The following is a 16580-nucleotide window of genomic DNA, read 5'->3' as shown; positions in this document are numbered from 1 at the left end:
GTGAGGACTTTAGTCCGCACCAATCATAGGAATAAACTCCTCACTACAAAATTACTGAGCTTTAACGCATTTCAGCATCCGCAAAGTAGCAGCCGCCGCGTAATTCCGCTTAGCAGAATCATCGGGAGCAAAACGAGTTCCAACTTCGTTGAGAGACGAAGCTACACCACAATAAGCAGACATTTGATTAATAATAGCAGCAGCCCAATGATTCTGAGTATCAGAAAAAGTTTTAGCAGGTTCTTTAGCCACTAAATTCGGCTGCTTTCCCCGCGCCGACAAACCAAATTCCGACGCTCTTCGCAAGACTGCCATTAATTCAGCGCGAGTCACTGATTGCATCGGTTTAAATGTCCCATCTGTATAGCCACTAACTATTTTATTGTCCCGCGCAAATTGAACTTTTCCGGCACTCCATCTGGTGCTATCAACGTCACTATAGGGACGGGTAGAAACCTGACCAGGAAATGTGATGTTAGCACCTTGTATTCCTTTCAATGATTCCAATACTAAAGATACCTATTGCTCTCTGGTAACAGGAAGTTGTGACCGAAAGGTATTATCTTGAGCAAAGCCGGCTACAAACCCAAGGCCCACAGCTTTTTTAATTTCGGAAGCGTAGATATCCGTAGCAATAGCTCCGAATGTAGAAGGGCCAGTATTACCGCCAGTATTACCCCCAGTATTGCGGCCGTTATTGCTAGTTGCGCCCGGTGCGGGTTGACTGCTAGTTAAATAAAAGTGACCTAATACTTTGCCTTGATAAGTTCTTTTCGTGAAGCGCCAAGCGGGGTCGAGACTGATTTTCATGAAGCCGTTAACATCGCCGTTTGTGCGACCGATAATTATCGCTTGAGCGTTAGCATCGGTGGGGATTCCCATTAATACCACATTGCCGTCCACAATTTGCAAAATTAGGCTGTATTTTAATGCTAAATCGGCGCCGGCCATGCGAATAGAAAAGCCGTTGCTGTCTGTGGCGCGGCCGCAAATGCCGGTGAAATCAAAACTAACTAATAACGGATCTACTGTGACGGGATTAGAGCCGCTTTCGCTCCAGCACTTCCGTCTGTCTGTTACCTGTTCTACAATGAGCAATTGGTAGCCGCCAAAAGCGCGGGGTTGGGCGATCGCAATTACTCGGTCTTGGTTAATTTCGGTTTCGTCAAAAGTATATGCTTTCGCCGGAGCGATCGCCCCGAGTGTTAAGATTGCTGAACCTGCGAGTGCGGCTGCTGCTCGTACCAGTGAATGTTTCATAGTTTTTCCCTCTTTACCCTTGTGTTAACGAGACCTATCTATAATATAAAAAGGTCGCGATGTCCAGACAACAAGATAGAATTTTACCATCTCTTGTTCCGGTGATGCCAAGTGCGATCGGACAAATATTATAAAATTCCATAGGGTGCAGTTAAGTCTGATCCCCCCCTAACTTGCCCCCTACTCCCCCTGGTGGGAGGGGGGGACAAGAGTATTTTCTTGTGTCAACCCCTACTCCCCTGCGCGAGCGGGAATTTAGGGGGAACTCAAATATAAAAATGCTATCAAAGTCAACCCCTACTCCCCTTTTTAAGGGAGATTTAGGGGAGATCCGATCTAAAAAAAAGTGCGTTACACGCTTGTTAACGCACCCTAAAACAAACATTCAAAAAGAGTCTTTCCTGTTTAGCGGAACATACTGCTAACGGAACTATCTTCGTGAATCCGCCAAATAGTTTCGCCCAGCAAATTAGCTACCGAAAGCACCGTTAACTGCTCAAAACGGTTCTCTTCAGGGACAGGAATTGTATTCGTAACAATTACCTCTTCCAAGACTCCGCTAGACAAACGCTCGATCGCCGGCGGCGAAAAAACCGCATGAGTAGCACAAGCATAAACCTGTCTCGCACCTTCGCGGCGCAACAATCTCGCGCCTTCGGTAATCGTCCCCGCAGTATCGATCATGTCGTCCACCAACACGGCAGTTTTGCCTCTGACATCCCCGATGACGTTCATCACTTCAGCGACGTTGTGAGCTTGGCGGCGCTTGTCAATAATCGCCAGGGGAGCATCGCCAAGCTTTTTAGCAAAAGCTCTGGCCCTAGCGACTCCGCCAACATCTGGCGAAACCACAACAATATCCGTCAACTGCTTGCTCGCCAGATAATCCAAAAGCACCGGCGAACCGTAAACATGGTCGAAAGGAATGTCAAAATAACCTTGAATCTGAGCAGAGTGCAAATCCATCCCCAAAATGCGACCGGCGCCAGCTTCAGTAATCAAATTGGCCACCAACTTTGCAGTAATCGACTCTCTGCCGGCCGTTTTGCGGTCTGCTCTAGCATATCCGTAGTAGGGAATCACGGCAGTAACTTGTCTGGCAGAAGCGCGGCGACAAGCATCGATCATAATTAACAATTCCATGAGGCGATCGTTCACCGGACAGCAAGTTGGCTGAATTAAGTAAACATCGCAACCCCGAATCGATTCTTGAATTTGAACGTAGAGTTCCCCATCAGCGAACCGCTTGCGAACCATCGGCCCCAAATCGATCCCCAGATAGCGAGCCACCTCTTGGGCGAGGGGAACATTAGCAGAACCGGAGAACAGCCGCAGACGGTCGTGAGCAGAAATCGGCGGCTCGGGAAGCGGAAGCGGTAAAGTAGCAGAACGGATCACAGCAGGCCTCTTGCAAGACGTTTATTTTACCGCCATCTTACCATCGGAAACTAGAAATATTCAGCCAATTTTCTGATAGATTTAACTTTCGGGGCGGTTGCAAGTGTGACGTTAGGCGAACTGAATAGGACTGGCAGAAGTATGTCGGAGAAACTGGTTGGAGCAGGGACTGGAAGTGCAGCCGCCCAAAATTCGATCGCAGGCCGGAGTCCGGGTTCAAGGCAAGAAAAATGCCACCAAGAGGCAATAAACTTGCAAAAAAATGAAAAAAAAGTTAAGAATCTGAAGCATACTCCTGATTTTTGATATAGCAAACCAAGGTACAAATCGATGAGCTTAAGAGAACGCATTGACGCAGAAATCAAAGCAGCCATGAAGTCCAAGGACAAAGTTCGCTTGGAAACAGTTCGCGGCATCAAGAAATTTATTCTCGAAAAAGAGGTCAGCCTCCGTCCTTCGGGGCAAGAGACGCTGACAGAAGCTCAAGAATTGGAAATTTTGATGCAAATAGCCAAACAGCGCCGGGATTCGATCGACCAATACCGCAAAGGTGGCCGCGAGGACTTAGTGGCACAAGAGGAGGCGGAGTTGGCAATTGTTGAAGAATATTTGCCGCCGCAGATGTCAGACGAAGAGGTGAGTCAAGTCGTTGACGAAGTGATTGCCTCGGTAGGCGCTACTTCTGCCAAAGATATGGGCAAGGTGATGGGCAAGGCAATGCAGCAGCTTAAGGGCAAAGCAGATGGTAACAGAATTCAAGACATGGTGAAAGCAAAGCTTAACAGTTGACCTGTGACCTGTGACCTGTGACCTGTGACCTGTGACAGTTGGGAGTTGGGAGTTGGTAGTTGACCTGTGACCTGTGACAGTTGGCCTGTGACAGCAGTCATCAGGAAGAATCTAGCAGCAAATCTCCTGGGGTTTCCCCTTTGCGATCGACCCCAAAACACCGTCCGCAGAGCAACCACGGGGGGTTTGCCCCTACATTGAGTTCCAGGTTGTCCCTGCTTGACCTGCAAAAAAACCCGATTTCTGAAAGTTGCTCAAAAAAATGTAAAATGCTAACTTTGGTCGGGACTGGGAACGAGAGACAGTGAAGTATGCTCTGAAGCCTTAAAGACGTAGCAGTCTATGTCAGTGAGCGCTCGCCTATTATTTAACAGTTTCTACTTAAACTTATGCAGCCACCTATTGCTATTGGAACTCTCCTACAAAACCGCTACCGCTTGGTGAATATTTTAGGTCAAGGGGGATTTGGCCGGACTTATTTAGTAGAAGATTTGGGGCGGTTTAAAGAACGTTGCGCCTTGAAGGAATTGATTCCGATGCAAAGCGGGCCTTACGTTTTGGAAAAATCGAAGGAATTGTTTCAAAGAGAGGCGGCTATACTTTACCAAATTGCCCACCCGCAAATTCCTCAGTTTCGAGCAATATTTGAAGAGAATCAACGTTTGTTTTTAGTGCAAGATTACGTGGAAGGGATGACTTACCGCGAACTGTTGCTCGATCGAACTTCTACAGGCGGCACCTTCAGCGAAGCCGAAGTCTTAGTATTTATCCGGCAAATGCTGCCGGTACTGGCTCACATCCACGCCCGCAGCATCATCCACCGCGACATCTCGCCTGAAAATATCATCCGCAGGGAAAACGACCAACTGCCGGTACTGATTGACTTTGGAGTGGTGAAAGAACTCGCCACCAAAGTCCAGTCTCCCGAAGGCACAGCCCACGCGACAACTGTAGGTAAAATTGGCTACGCGCCGATGGAACAGTTGCAAAGCGGGCGCGCCACGGCCAGCAGCGACCTGTATGCTTTAGCTGTAACGGCGATCGTGCTGCTGACGGGCAAAGAACCGCAGGAATTGCTCGATCAAAGAACGCTGCTGTGGAATTGGCAGCAGCAAGTGGAGGTAAGCGCGGGTTTGGCTTTGGTGCTCAACCGGATGTTAAATCGCTCTCCGGGCGATCGATATCAATCTGTCAGCGAAGTCGCCCAAGCACTCGACGGCAAAACCAATCCTCCATCTAACCCTAGCCCTAAGGGGCAAACTGCACCGCCCGCGCCAGCAGTAGTGCAGTCAAACAATTCGCTAGTAGCAACAGTCGCCGTGGTTTTGCCGCCCGATCCCGAGCCGATCGCCCAAAGTGCCGGGCCGCCAAACCAAAACCAGCCAGACCCGCTAATTGAGCCTGCTGGCGGCTCTTTTTGGGACAATCCCGTTGCTGCGATCGGACTGCTAACAGGCTTAGTAATCTTGACAGGCTTCGGTTCCTGGGCCTTAGTAGGCTCATTTCTCAACAAACCGACGCCCAAACCCACTCCGACAGCGCCACCACCAGTCATAAATCCGACGCCGAGACTGACTCCGATACCAAGCCCAGAACCTTCACCAAGCCCATCCCCAGAACCTTCACCAACCCCATCCCCAGAACCTTCACCAACCCCATCCCCAGAACCTTCACCAAGCCCATCCCCAGAACCTTCACCAAGCCCATCCCCAGAACCTTCACCAAGCCCATCCCCAGAACCTTTGCCGGAAATAACTCCAGCGCTACCACCGGAACCAGCGCTACCACCGGAACCAACGCCAGCGCCAGAACCGACGCCAGCGCCAGAACCGACTCCCGCGCCGACTCCCGCACCCAAACCGACTCCCAAACCGACTCCCGCGCCCAAACCGACTCCCGCACCCAAACCGACTCCCAAACCGACTCCCGCACCGACTCCCGCACCCAAACCGACGCCCAAACCGACGCCCGCACCCTCGCCCTCGCCGTCACCGACGCCCGCACCCTCGCCCTCGCCGGAACCTGCACCAACTCCCGCACCCTCGCCGGAACCTGCACCAACTCCCGCACCCTCGCCGGAACCTGCACCAACTCCCGCACCCTCGCCGGAACCTGCACCAACTCCCGCACCCTCGCCGGAACCCTAGTTCTAGTCAAATTCCCCTAGACTAAAGTAGGAGGCCAATGAGCCAGCCCAAAATTTTAGACAAAAGTTCAAGCTCCCACATTGAATGCGAGAGTAAATCTCAAATCTCAAATCTCAAATCGACTGGCCAATTACTTACTAGCTATTTCCCAATGAACTCGCTGCTGATTGCTGGAACTGATACCGACGCTGGCAAAACTGTTTTGACCAGCGCTCTGGCTGCTTATTGGCAAATGTATTTTCCCGATCGCAGTTTAGGAATTATGAAGCTGTTGCAAACCGGAACGGGCGATCGCGAACTCTACACCCGTTTATTTAGCCTCGACCAATCCCCCGAAGAGCTCAATCCGCTGCACTTTAGCGCGCCTTTAGCACCGCCGGTTGCAGCGGAACGGGAAGGGAGACAGATCGAACTCGAAAAGGTCTGGACGGCGCTGCAAAGCCTTACTGAGCGCAAGAATTTTGTGCTGGTCGAGGCTTTGGGAGGGCTGGGATCTCCTGTAACGCGGGAACTGACGGTGGCGGATATTGCCCGGGATTGGCGGCTGAGGGGAGTTTTGGTGGTACCTGTGAGGTTGGGTGCGATCGGGCAAGCTGTAGCTAATGTTGCCCTCGCCAGACACACGGGTTTTCAGCTTAGAGGCATTGTCCTCAATTGCGTTCAAGCTTGTTCGGAACAAGAAATTGCCGATTTGGCGCCGATCGATTTAATCCAGTCTCTGACTCAAATGCCTGTGTTGGGTACTTTGCCATATTTAGACGACCCAAATGACCTTGCTAAGTTAGCGGCATCAGCTTCAGAATTAGATTTAGAACGCTTATTACCGGGAGTTAACTTAGTTGCCCAAACTGCTAAATAATCATCTAAATTGGGAATTGGGCATGGGGCATGGGGCATCTTGCCCGCTCGCGAAGTCGAAGGGTGGGCATGGGGCATGGGGCATTGCCATTGATTAATAACGTTAAATTTTGGCTTGGTTCTTGTTGTGGGATGGGCGTCTCGCCCGTCAATCAAAATGTGGGATGGGCATCTCGCCCGTCGTCAATCAAAATGTGGGATGGGCGTCTCGCCCGTCAAATCATGCAAGGATTGCTATAATTAATAATTACCATTTATTAACCGATTAGATGTAAAACCTAATTTTAAAAAGGAAAAAAAACATGGTTTCTACTGTACCGAATTTAACCGATGTCGATTTATCTCAATTGCGGCTGGAAATTAGAAATTTGCAGCCTCAGCTAGTGGAATGGCGGCGCCGCTTGCACCAAAAGCCAGAGTTGAGTTTTGATGAGAATTTAACAGCCCAGTTTATCTCACAAAAGTTGCAGGAATGGGGAATTGAGCATCAAACTAATATTGCTAAAACGGGTGTTGTCGCAACTATCGACAGCGGGAAACCCGGGCGGGTTTTGGCAATTCGGGCTGATATGGATGCTTTGCCGATTCAAGAGGAAAATGAGGTGGATTATCGATCGCAGCATGATGGTATTATGCACGCTTGCGGTCACGACGGTCATACTGCGATCGCCCTCGGTACTGTCTGCTATCTGGCGAAGCACAAACACAGCTTTTCGGGTAAGGTAAAATTCATCTTTCAGCCCGCCGAAGAAGGCCCGGGCGGCGCAAAACCGATGATTGAAGCGGGAGTTTTGCAGAATCCGGATGTTGAGGCGATCGTCGGCTTGCATTTGTGGAACAATCTACCTTTAGGCACTGTAGGCGTCCGCAGCGGTGCGCTGATGGCGGCTGTAGAAGTTTTTGACTGCACGATTTTTGGCAAAGGCGGGCACGGTGGAATGCCGCACCAGACTGTGGATGCGATCGTCGTTACAGCCCAAATTGTCAGCGCCCTACAAGCAATTGTCGCGCGGAACATTGACCCGATCGACTCAGCGGTAGTCACAGTCGGCAAATTCCATGCAGGGCACACCCACAACGTCATCGCCAACACCGCCCAAATCGGCGGTACAGTGCGCTATTTCAATCCCACATATCAAGGTTATTTCTCTAAGCGAATCGAGCAAGTAATTGCCGGAATTTGTCAGAGTCACGGCGCCAATTACCAACTAGATTATTCTTCGATTTATCCACCAGTCATCAACGATTCCAGCATGGCTGACTTAGTACGCAGCGTAGCAGAATCGGTTGTAGAAACTCCTGCGGGAATAGTGCCGGAATGTCAAACAATGGGCGGCGAGGATATGTCGTTCTTTTTGCAAGAAGTCCCCGGTTGCTATTTCTTTTTAGGTGCGGCAAATCCTGAGAAAAACTTGGCTTACCCGCACCACCACCCGCGTTTTGATTTTGATGAAACAGCGCTGGGGATGGGTGTAGAAATGTTTGTGCGGTGTGTCGAAAATTTTTGTGCGGTGTAAATCAGGCTTTCAGGGGCGGGCTAGAAGCCCACCCCACAAGAAAATTTAGTTTATCTAGAACAAGCAAATTCATGTCTTGTGGAACAGGCATCTTGCCTGTTCATGAAAATGGTGCAATATATCCCACATTCCGCACCCCCAACTGGCACACTACGAATTTTGGTTATTCGATCGCTTGAGACTGCCGATCGTTGCCACGAGATATCGGTACCTTTGTATAAAAAGAAACTTAATTTTCGCTCTAACTTCCGAAAAAACCGATTGTTACAGTCTCGGGTGCGAAATGTGGGTTTAAGAGGTTCATGAGCGCGTTCTGGATACCTAAAAGTAAAAAACCGAAACACAATGTGAGGGGTCTTATTTTGCGTCGTAATGGTTACGCTTGGTTAGACACCGAGATATTCGCCGTTATTGTCAAATAGTGGCTCTAACAGCGCCCAGTCCTCATCCGTTCCCCAGTCCCAGTGTTTTACGTGCATCCAGCAAATATGCAGGGATGAAACCACACTATCCTCATCCTCAGTCCACTGAGATTTATCAGCCGTTAAAGGACGGGTAGCGAGAAGGTTAGCCAGGTTAAAAGGTATCTCTATAATTTTACGTGGTTGGATATAGTTGGGATTGCGGGTTTGAAAGTAGACGTTGAGAATGGTACGCAAATCGTCAGGATATCCAAAGGCTTGGATGTCGTCTAGTATTTCTAGCAGAATTGGTATCGGATTACCCCACAACTCTAGTTCTTCCAGATTCCTTATGCCACCAATCGCTTCGGGAATTTCGGTAATTTGATTGTCATTGAGGTAAAGCTCTATCAGATTGGACAGTTGCCCGAGATCCTCTGGGATGGAGGTAATTTGATTGTCACTGAGGCCAAGCTGTCCCAGATTAGACAGTTGCCCGATCACCTCTGGAATGGAGGTAATTTGATTGTCATTGAGGTCAAGCCTTGTCAAATTGGACAGTTGCCCGATCACCTCTGGGATGGAGGTAATCTTATTGTTATCGAGTAAAAGCCATGTCAGATTCGACAGTTGCCCGAGAGACTCTGGAATGGAGGTAATTTGATTGTCACTGAGGTCAAGATTTGTCAGATTGGAAAGTTGCCCGATCGTCTCTGGAATGGAGGTAATCTCATTGTTATTGAGGTAAAGCCATGTCAGACTGGACAGTTGCCCGAGATCCTCTGGAATGGAGTCAATCTCATTGTTATCGAGTAAAAGCCATCTCAGATTGGACAGTTGCCCGAGATCCTCTGGAATGGAGTCAATCTCATTGTTATCGAGGTCAAGCCATCTCAGATTGGACAGTTGCCCGATCGCTTCTGGAATGGAGTCAATCTCATTGTTCTTGAGAAAAAGCCATGTCAGATTCGACAGTTGCCCGATCGCTTCTGGAATGGAGTCAATCTCATTGTTATTGATTGAAAGGATTTCCAGATTCGACAATTGCCCGATCACCTCTGGAATCGAGGCAATTTTATTGTTATCGAGGGCAAGCCATGTCAGATTAGACAGTTGGCCGAGCGACTCTGGGATGGAGGTAAGCTCATTGTCACTGAGGTGAAGTATTCTCAGATTGGACAATTGCCCGAAATATTTTGAAATAGACGTAATCTTATTTCTCCTGATGTCAAGCTCTGTCAGATTCGACAGTTGCCCGATCGCTTTTGGGATGAAGGTAATCTGATTGCAAGCAAGGTCAAGCTTTTGCAAGTTGGGTAATTGAAGAACACCATCAGGAAACTTAGTTAGCTTATTTCCCACGCATTTTATTTTTTCCTCATTCCACTTCCCCAATACCAGGGTCTTAAGCTGTGTACACTTGCCAATCTGCTCCGGCACTCTTTTTAATCCCAACCCTGCCAAATCCAGTTCCGTCAAATTTTCCTCGGCTGCTTGGTCAATTCGCCGCCTTGCTTCCTTTGGCGTCATGTCCTTTGTCTCTCCGTAGCACTTATTTTAGTGTGACAATTAAATTTAGTCTATTTGAAAAAACGATAGGAATCAGGATGCGGCAGAAAGAGAACACACTAATGCCATTTCCCGAAAATTAATCTGGCAATAAATATGTTCTAGGAAGGAGCATATCCCGGCCCAAGGTTTAAAAGCGCCACAGATTCATCATGATATCTCCCTATCTTGACCCAGGGCTTAAAAGTGTTACGGCTAGACGGGGATAATTCTATTTCCCAGCCTACGGCTGGAAACCACTACAACTTCATCAGGATACTGAAATTTCCCGATTCGCCTTCGCTGACAATCAAAAGTTTAGCTTAGTTAAGTTCTTCGGTATCGTTGGGAGCGCGGGTTTTGAAGTAGAAGTCAAGAATGGTACGCAAATCCCCTGGCTCGTAGGATTTTTCGTTTTGGAGGATTTAGGGAGGAGTCGGGATCGGATTTCCCCATAAGTTGAGTTCTTCCAGGTTTTCCATATCACTAATTACCTCTGGGATTTCGGTAATTTGATTTTTATAGAGAGAAAGCCATTTCAGATTTAACAGTTGCGCGAACGTCTCTGGGATGGAGGTAATCTGATTCCCGTTGAGGTTAAGCATTTTCAGACTCGACATTTGCCCAAGCGCTTCTGGGATGGAGGTAATCTGGTTGCTACTGAGGTTAAGCAGTGTCAGATTCGACAGTTGCCCGAGCGTCTCTGGGATAGAGGTAATCTGATTACAGCTAAGGTTAATGGCTTTCAGGTTCGACAGTTGCCCGAACGTCTCTGGTATGGAAATAATTTCATTGTAATTGAGGTAAAGCTTTGTCAGACTCGACAGTTGGCCAAGCGGCTCTGGGATGGAGGTAATCTTATTGTTACTGAGGGAAAGCACTGTCAGACTCGACAGTTGCCCAAGCGCTTCTGGGATGGAGGTAATCTTATTGTTACCAAGGTAAAGCTTTTTCAGACTCGACAGTTGCCCGAGCGCATCTGGGATAGAGGTAATCTGGTTGCTACTGAGGTTAAGTTCTGTCAGACTCGACAGTTGCCCGAGCGCATCTGGGATGGAGGTAATCTGATTCCTGCTGAGGTCAAGCCGTGTCAGATGCGTACACTTGACAATTTCCGGTGGCAATTCTTTCAGATTCAGCCGCGACAAATTCAGCCCCATCAATTTTTCGCTGATAACTCGCTCAATTTTTCGCACCGCTTCCTGTGGCGTCATGTCCTTTATCTTTCCGCCCAGCACCGCATCATAAGGTCGCGGTTGTGCGTCCATGCCACCGAGTACAGCATCAGTAGGTTGAGGTTGAGGTTGAGGTTCTTCTTCTGGCATTGGATTTGAGTTATAAAGCCATCTTTTGCTTGTGTTGCCCCGACCACTCAGGAGAAGAGAGCGGTCATTCATTGCGATACTTCCACCAGCGCTGGCCGTTTGAGTCGATGAACCCACATTCCGCACCCGAGACTGTCACAATCGGTTTTTTCGGAAGTTAGAGCGAAAATTAAGTTTCTTTTTATACAAAGGTACCGATATCTCCTGGCAACGATCGGCAGTCTCAAGCGATCGAATAACCAAAATTCGTAGTGTGCCAGTTGGGGGTGCGGAATGTGGGATATATCAGTTTAACTTCACATCTTGCACCATTGTCAATAAACCTTTCACGGGCAGGCAGGATGCCCACCCCACAAGAAATTCATGTCTTGTGGAACAGGCATCTTGCCTGTTCATAAGAATGGTACAACATCTCAGATATTACCGAGTTTGAAAGATATTCTGCACCATTTTCTTATCTACACTCGCCGCCGCCTTATCCAATTCTGCAATCTCGCCCGAGTCTAACTCCCAGCCCAAAGCACCGATATTATCCCTCGCCTGTGCCGCAGATTTCGCCCCCGGAATAGGAATAGTTTCTTTGCAAATGCACCAGTTAATTGCTACCTGCGAAACAGTCTTGTTTCTGAATGCAGCTATTTCTCGCAAACATTCCAAAAGCGATCGCATTCCCGGAAGTATCTGCTTGCACGCCAAACCTCGGATACCTTTAGGAAGATAGCCATTTTCCGAGTATTTACCCGTCAGCAAACCCAAGGCTAGAGGACTGTAAGCAATCAATTTTATCCCCAATTCATCGCAAACATCTTTCAACCCGAGTTCTGTCACCGGATAGGTGGAAAGTAGCGAATATTGCACTTGTAAAGTAACAATTGGAACTTGGCGCGAGCTAAATCTTTGATGCACCCATTTCAGCCGTTTCGGCCCGTAATTAGACAAACCCACTCCCTTGACCAATCCTTGCTCGTAAAGGTCGGTCAAACCGTCTAAAAGAGCCCCCTCTTGCCAAGGAGCGTAATTAGCTGTAGACCAGTGCATTTGCACCAAATCCACATTCTTTCCGAGGCGCGCCGCAGAGGATTTACCAGCCGATATCATCGATTGTCTAGTCAGTCGCCAAGGATAAGCAGCTAGTTTTGTCGCAATACAAATATTGTCTTGATTTGCACCTTGATATTGTTGGGAAAACAGCCCTAAAAGTTGCTCGCTGCGTCCGTTTAATTTCCCGGTTCCGTAGGAATCACCTGTATCAAATAAAGTGACACCATTGTTAACGCAAAGATTGAACGCGGCTTGCAATTCGTCGTCCATGCTTTCATCGTAACCCCAAAGCAGTCGGTTGCCCCAGGCCCATGTGCCGCAGCCCATTTTTGGCAGTACAATTTTTTGGTAGGTTTGCATTTTTGGTGGCGATAGTTGTTAGTAACACAGATATTCTGTAGGGACAAAACTCGATCCCCCCTAACCCCCCTTAAGAAGGGGGGAACTAGACCGTTAAATTCCTCCTTGTTAAGGGGTAACTCTGTTCAAAGTCCCCATTGTTAAGGGGGTAACTTTGTTCAAAGTCCCCCTTCGATCGGGGGATTTAGGGGGCTCTAGACTTAGAATACAAATCAGAGAGACAATTGGTTTTTGACTAATCACTAATAACTGATGACTCATCAATTTTTACTTTTTCGATGTGGTTGGTGAAGGCGAAGGCGGGCTGTTTTTTGTAGGTCGATCGGGCTTGGCTTTGGGGTCTGGTTTGGGTGGAGGCGGCGGAGGAAAAGTTGCCGCGCGTCTGGGTAGTTGTAGGGCTGTTCGGAATGCAGAAGATGGGAAGAAGGCACTAAATTGAGAAAGTCGATCGCCAATTGGTTCTGGTGCATTTTCCCACAAGCTTTCATAGTAAAAGAAAGCAGCGCCTAAGCCGTATTCTTGGACTGCTTGCACCTGAGATTTAATTTGCTGCATCGCTACTGGGCTATTTCTCAAACCTGTCATAATCCCTACTCCGGTGGGAATTTTTTGCTGTGCTTCTCGCATTTCTGGACGGCTAATTTTGTCCACAAATGATTCTAAATTGGGACGGTACACTTGCACGATGAGTTCGTCTGCAATATCCAAACGCACCCAAGCCAGCCAATCTTGCAGGTGATGTTTGTAAGCAAACTCGTAGTAATTGGGAGAAATCGAGAAAATTGCATTGGGTTTTTCTGCTTTGACTGCTTGATTTAGTTGCGACATAAATGCCGTGATTTTATTGGCTCGCCACTTCACCCATGCTGCATCTTGAGAATCTGTTGGAGGTGCTTTTTTTGTTTCTTTGGTATACAAATCAACTGTATATTTGTCATAGCCAAATTCCGATGGCAAACTCATGTGATCGTCAAATTGAATGCCGTCGGCGTTGTATTGTGTGGTGATTTCTAGTACGAGTTCGGTAATGAATTTCTGCACTTCTGGATGAAATGGATTGAGCCAAACTACTTCGCCGCCCGCGCCGTTTGATGTTTGGCTGCCGTCTTGTTTTTGGGTTAGCCAATCGGGATTGTTTAAGGCTAATTCTGAGGTGGGAGGAGTCATGAAACCAAACTCGAACCAAGGAATTACTAGCAAGCCTTGGCGGTGAGCTTGACTGACTAAATCTGCAATCATATCTTGTCCGTCTAACCCTCTGTAAACAAAGGGTTGAATGTCTCTTTGTTGGGCGACGGGGCTGGGATACATTGCATAGCCAGAGTTCCAGACTACGGGATAAATTGTGTTAAAATTTAATCGCTTTAATTGACCGATCGCATCTCCGAGTTTGCGGCGATCTCTGAGGATGTCTTTGTCGTTTGTCGTCATCCAAACTCCGCGAATTTCCTGGCGGGGTTGCTGGGCGATCGCCCCGATCGTGTTATTGACCAGCAATACTACAATGAATGAGAGCGCAAACAGCAGTGGTAACAGGCGTTTAATCGATCGCTGCCAACTGCGAGGAATGATGCGTAATGTCATAATTTTGAATGGTGAGTTAGCTATCAAACACACCCCGGCATAATTTGGTGATAAAATTTGGTTGCTCTACAGTCTACAGCCATTTGTACTGAATGTGCGATCGCAACTGAGCCAAATATAATCTGCGATACCAGGCGTAAGTGAGAGCATTCTATCAAAGTGCTGAGCAATCATTAATTACGCGCTGCCAACTCTCCTGACCGAACAGTGCTGCCCAATCCATGCGAGTGCTGTACAATATCGGGGAAAGAACATTTCGATCTAACATCTGTAATTGTGAAAGATTTAGTCTTAATTGGCGGCGGTCACAGTCATGCTATTGTATTAAAAATGTTCGGCATGAAACCTCTGCCGTCCGTGCGTTTGACTCTAATTAGCGATGTCCTGTACGCGCCTTATTCGGGGATGTTGCCGGGGCACGTTGCTGGGTTTTACGATTATGATGAATGTCACATCGATTTGCGATCGCTCGCGGAATTTGCCGGGTGTCAAATATTGGTCGATCGGGCGATCGCGATCGACTTTAACAAAAATTTAGTTATTTGTCAAACTCTCGCTCCAGTTAACTTTGACGTGCTTTCTGTGGATATCGGCAGCACTCCCGCGACTCTCTCTGTGCCGGGTGCGGTAGAATATGCAATTCCAGCTAAACCGGTACCGGAGTTTTTAGCTAGCTGGAATCAGTTAATTTCCGCTCGGCAAAATCATCCCGAAAAACCGCTGCGGATTGCCATTGTCGGCGGCGGTGCGGGCGGCGTAGAATTAGCATTGAATATGCAATCTCGTTTGACGAAGTTCGGCAGCGAGCAATGTACGGGATTTAGCGGATTTAACGGATGGATATTAAAGGAAACTGGAAAGTTTAAGGGGGAAGAGGGATTAGAAATTAACTTGTTTCATAGCGGGGCACAATTGATGTCTGGACACAATCAGCGGGTGCGGCGACGGCTACAAGAAATTATCATGAATCGCGGCGTTAAATTGCATTTAAATGAAAAAGTCTGTGCTGTCAAAAAGATTGAGAGAGATCTCAATTCCCAATTAGCAATTACCGATTACCAAATATACTGTGAATCTGGTTTGAGCGTTGAGTGCGATCGCATTTTTTGGGTAACACAAGCATCCGCCGCCCATTGGATCGGGGAATCCGGTTTAGCGATCGACTCAAACGGCTTTATGCAAGTCAACGACTGCCTGCAATCAGTCTCTCACCCCAACGTATTTGGGGCTGGAGACATCGCCACGATGGTTAATTATCCCCGTCCTAAAGCAGGCGTATTTGCGGTGCGTCAGGGCAAACCGCTGTGGGAAAATTTGCAGCAGTTTTTACTGGACAAACCCCTCAAACCCTTTGCACCGCAGGAAAAATATTTAGCCTTAATCGGTACTGGGAATAAAAGGGCGATCGCATCTCGCGGATCGTGGATGTGGGAATCAGCGCTATTGTGGTACTGGAAAGATTGGATCGATCGCCAATTCATGAAAAACTTTACCAATCTGCCCAAAACCAACAATACCAAAAAGCAAATTAACATCTAATCCTCTCTCCCCTTCTCTTCCTCCGTGTACTCTGCGCCCTCTGCGGTTAAAAAACATCAATAATCCCTTAACATTGGTATAGTAATATCAGAAGTAAAAAAAAATAAGTATGTTCAGAAAAATTTGATTTTGGCTGCTTTGGATTGCATTCAGCACCTACGCCTTTGTATTTGCACCGCCAGACAGCCCAGAAACTATCGAACTAATTACCAACCTTTCCACAGGCAAAATAGCAGGCATCAACCCTTTAATTGTAGCGTTGTTCAACATCATGGGAGTGTGGCCGTCGATCTACAGTTGTGTCTTATTTGCTGACGGCAGAGGACAGAAAATACGAGCATGGATTTTTGCAACTTTATCCTTTGGCGTCGGCGCATTTGCCTTGCTACCTTATTTAGCCCTGCGCGAACCGAATCCAGAATTTTCTGGCAGTAAGAATGTATTCTTAAAAATATTAGATTCCCGTTTTACGGGCATTGTCTTAACTTTGGGCGCTGCTGCTTTAGTTGCCTTTGGCTTGACAAAAGGCGATTGGTCGGATTTTGCTCAGCAGTGGCAAACCAGCCGCTTTATTCACGTCATGAGTTTAGATTTTTGTATGCTTTGTCTCGTATTTCCTGCGTTGTTAGCAGACGATATGGCGCGCCGAGGAATGCAGAATTCTACAGCATTTTGGGCGGTAACATTAGTACCGCTGTTCGGGCCATTGGCTTATCTGTGCGCGCGCCCACCCCTGCCGGAAACTAATCCTAAAATTGTTACCAATTAGACAGCAGTGCAGAGAATATTGGGTTTAATCTAGGAATTAAAATA

General features: G+C 47.8%; 14 protein-coding genes. 7 read left to right on the top strand and 7 right to left on the bottom strand.

Features of this window, described 5'->3' with window-relative positions:
- Window positions 1–51: 51 nt before the first annotated feature.
- The 3 genes from QUB64_RS13495 to QUB64_RS13485 all read right to left on the bottom strand — a co-directional run bounded on the left by QUB64_RS13495 (window position 52) and on the right by QUB64_RS13485 (window position 2658).
- On the bottom strand, window positions 52–498 hold the full coding sequence (locus QUB64_RS13495; protein ID WP_333272568.1) for an S-layer homology domain-containing protein: 447 nt from the start codon (window positions 496–498) through the stop codon (window positions 52–54).
- Window positions 499–519: 21 nt separating this feature from the next.
- Window positions 520–1260: a DUF3747 domain-containing protein gene (locus tag QUB64_RS13490; protein ID WP_333272565.1), complete on the bottom strand. Its 741-nt coding sequence runs from the start codon at window positions 1258–1260 to the stop codon at window positions 520–522.
- A 405-nt stretch (window positions 1261–1665) separates the two neighbouring features.
- Entirely contained in the window at window positions 1666–2658 is a 993-nt protein-coding gene (locus QUB64_RS13485) for a ribose-phosphate pyrophosphokinase (RefSeq protein ID WP_333272563.1), read from the bottom strand.
- Between the two features lie 330 nt (window positions 2659–2988).
- Here QUB64_RS13485 and QUB64_RS13480 point away from each other — a divergent pair, with 330 nt between their 5' ends.
- The 5 genes from QUB64_RS13480 (at window position 2989) to QUB64_RS13460 (ending at window position 7969) form a co-directional block, all read left to right on the top strand.
- Window positions 2989–3447, top strand: coding sequence for a GatB/YqeY domain-containing protein (locus tag QUB64_RS13480; RefSeq protein WP_333272561.1), 459 nt, complete (start codon window positions 2989–2991; stop codon window positions 3445–3447).
- Window positions 3448–3836: 389 nt separating this feature from the next.
- Window positions 3837–5594, top strand: a complete 1758-nt coding sequence (locus tag QUB64_RS13475) for a serine/threonine-protein kinase (RefSeq protein WP_333394084.1) — start codon at window positions 3837–3839, stop codon at window positions 5592–5594.
- Window positions 5595–5745: 151 nt separating this feature from the next.
- On the top strand, window positions 5746–6453 hold the full coding sequence (gene bioD, locus QUB64_RS13470; RefSeq protein WP_333272730.1) for a dethiobiotin synthase: 708 nt from the start codon (window positions 5746–5748) through the stop codon (window positions 6451–6453).
- Window positions 6454–6521: 68 nt separating this feature from the next.
- On the top strand, window positions 6522–6692 hold the full coding sequence (locus tag QUB64_RS13465) for a hypothetical protein (protein WP_333272554.1): 171 nt from the start codon (window positions 6522–6524) through the stop codon (window positions 6690–6692).
- 62 nt (window positions 6693–6754) lie between these two features.
- Complete coding sequence (locus QUB64_RS13460) at window positions 6755–7969, top strand: M20 family metallopeptidase (protein WP_333272551.1); 1215 nt, start codon at window positions 6755–6757, stop codon at window positions 7967–7969.
- Window positions 7970–8355: 386 nt separating this feature from the next.
- Here QUB64_RS13460 and QUB64_RS13455 read toward each other — a convergent pair whose 3' ends face one another.
- The 4 genes from QUB64_RS13455 to QUB64_RS13440 all read right to left on the bottom strand — a co-directional run bounded on the left by QUB64_RS13455 (window position 8356) and on the right by QUB64_RS13440 (window position 14228).
- On the bottom strand, window positions 8356–9900 hold the full coding sequence (locus QUB64_RS13455) for a leucine-rich repeat domain-containing protein (protein ID WP_333272547.1): 1545 nt from the start codon (window positions 9898–9900) through the stop codon (window positions 8356–8358).
- A gap of 443 nt (window positions 9901–10343) precedes the next feature.
- Window positions 10344–11243, bottom strand: coding sequence for a leucine-rich repeat domain-containing protein (locus tag QUB64_RS13450; RefSeq protein ID WP_333272545.1), 900 nt, complete (start codon window positions 11241–11243; stop codon window positions 10344–10346).
- Window positions 11244–11663: 420 nt separating this feature from the next.
- A complete protein-coding gene (locus QUB64_RS13445; RefSeq protein WP_333272542.1) occupies window positions 11664–12644 on the bottom strand; it encodes an aldo/keto reductase in 981 nt (326 codons plus the stop codon).
- Between the two features lie 267 nt (window positions 12645–12911).
- Complete coding sequence (locus tag QUB64_RS13440) at window positions 12912–14228, bottom strand: glycoside hydrolase family 10 protein (RefSeq protein WP_333272539.1); 1317 nt, start codon at window positions 14226–14228, stop codon at window positions 12912–12914.
- A 276-nt stretch (window positions 14229–14504) separates the two neighbouring features.
- Between QUB64_RS13440 and QUB64_RS13435 the strand changes: the two genes are divergently transcribed.
- The gene (locus QUB64_RS13435) at window positions 14505–15767 is read left to right on the top strand and encodes an FAD-dependent oxidoreductase (protein WP_333272536.1); all 1263 of its coding nucleotides are present in this window, start codon (window positions 14505–14507) and stop codon (window positions 15765–15767) included.
- A gap of 133 nt (window positions 15768–15900) precedes the next feature.
- Complete coding sequence (locus tag QUB64_RS13430) at window positions 15901–16536, top strand: DUF2834 domain-containing protein (RefSeq protein ID WP_333272727.1); 636 nt, start codon at window positions 15901–15903, stop codon at window positions 16534–16536.
- Window positions 16537–16580: the final 44 nt, after the last annotated feature.

This window comes from Microcoleus sp. Aus8_D2, from assembly GCF_036702665.1.
Taxonomy (GTDB): Bacteria; Cyanobacteriota; Cyanobacteriia; order Cyanobacteriales; family Microcoleaceae; genus Microcoleus.
This window is presented reverse-complemented; position numbering and strand designations above follow the sequence as displayed.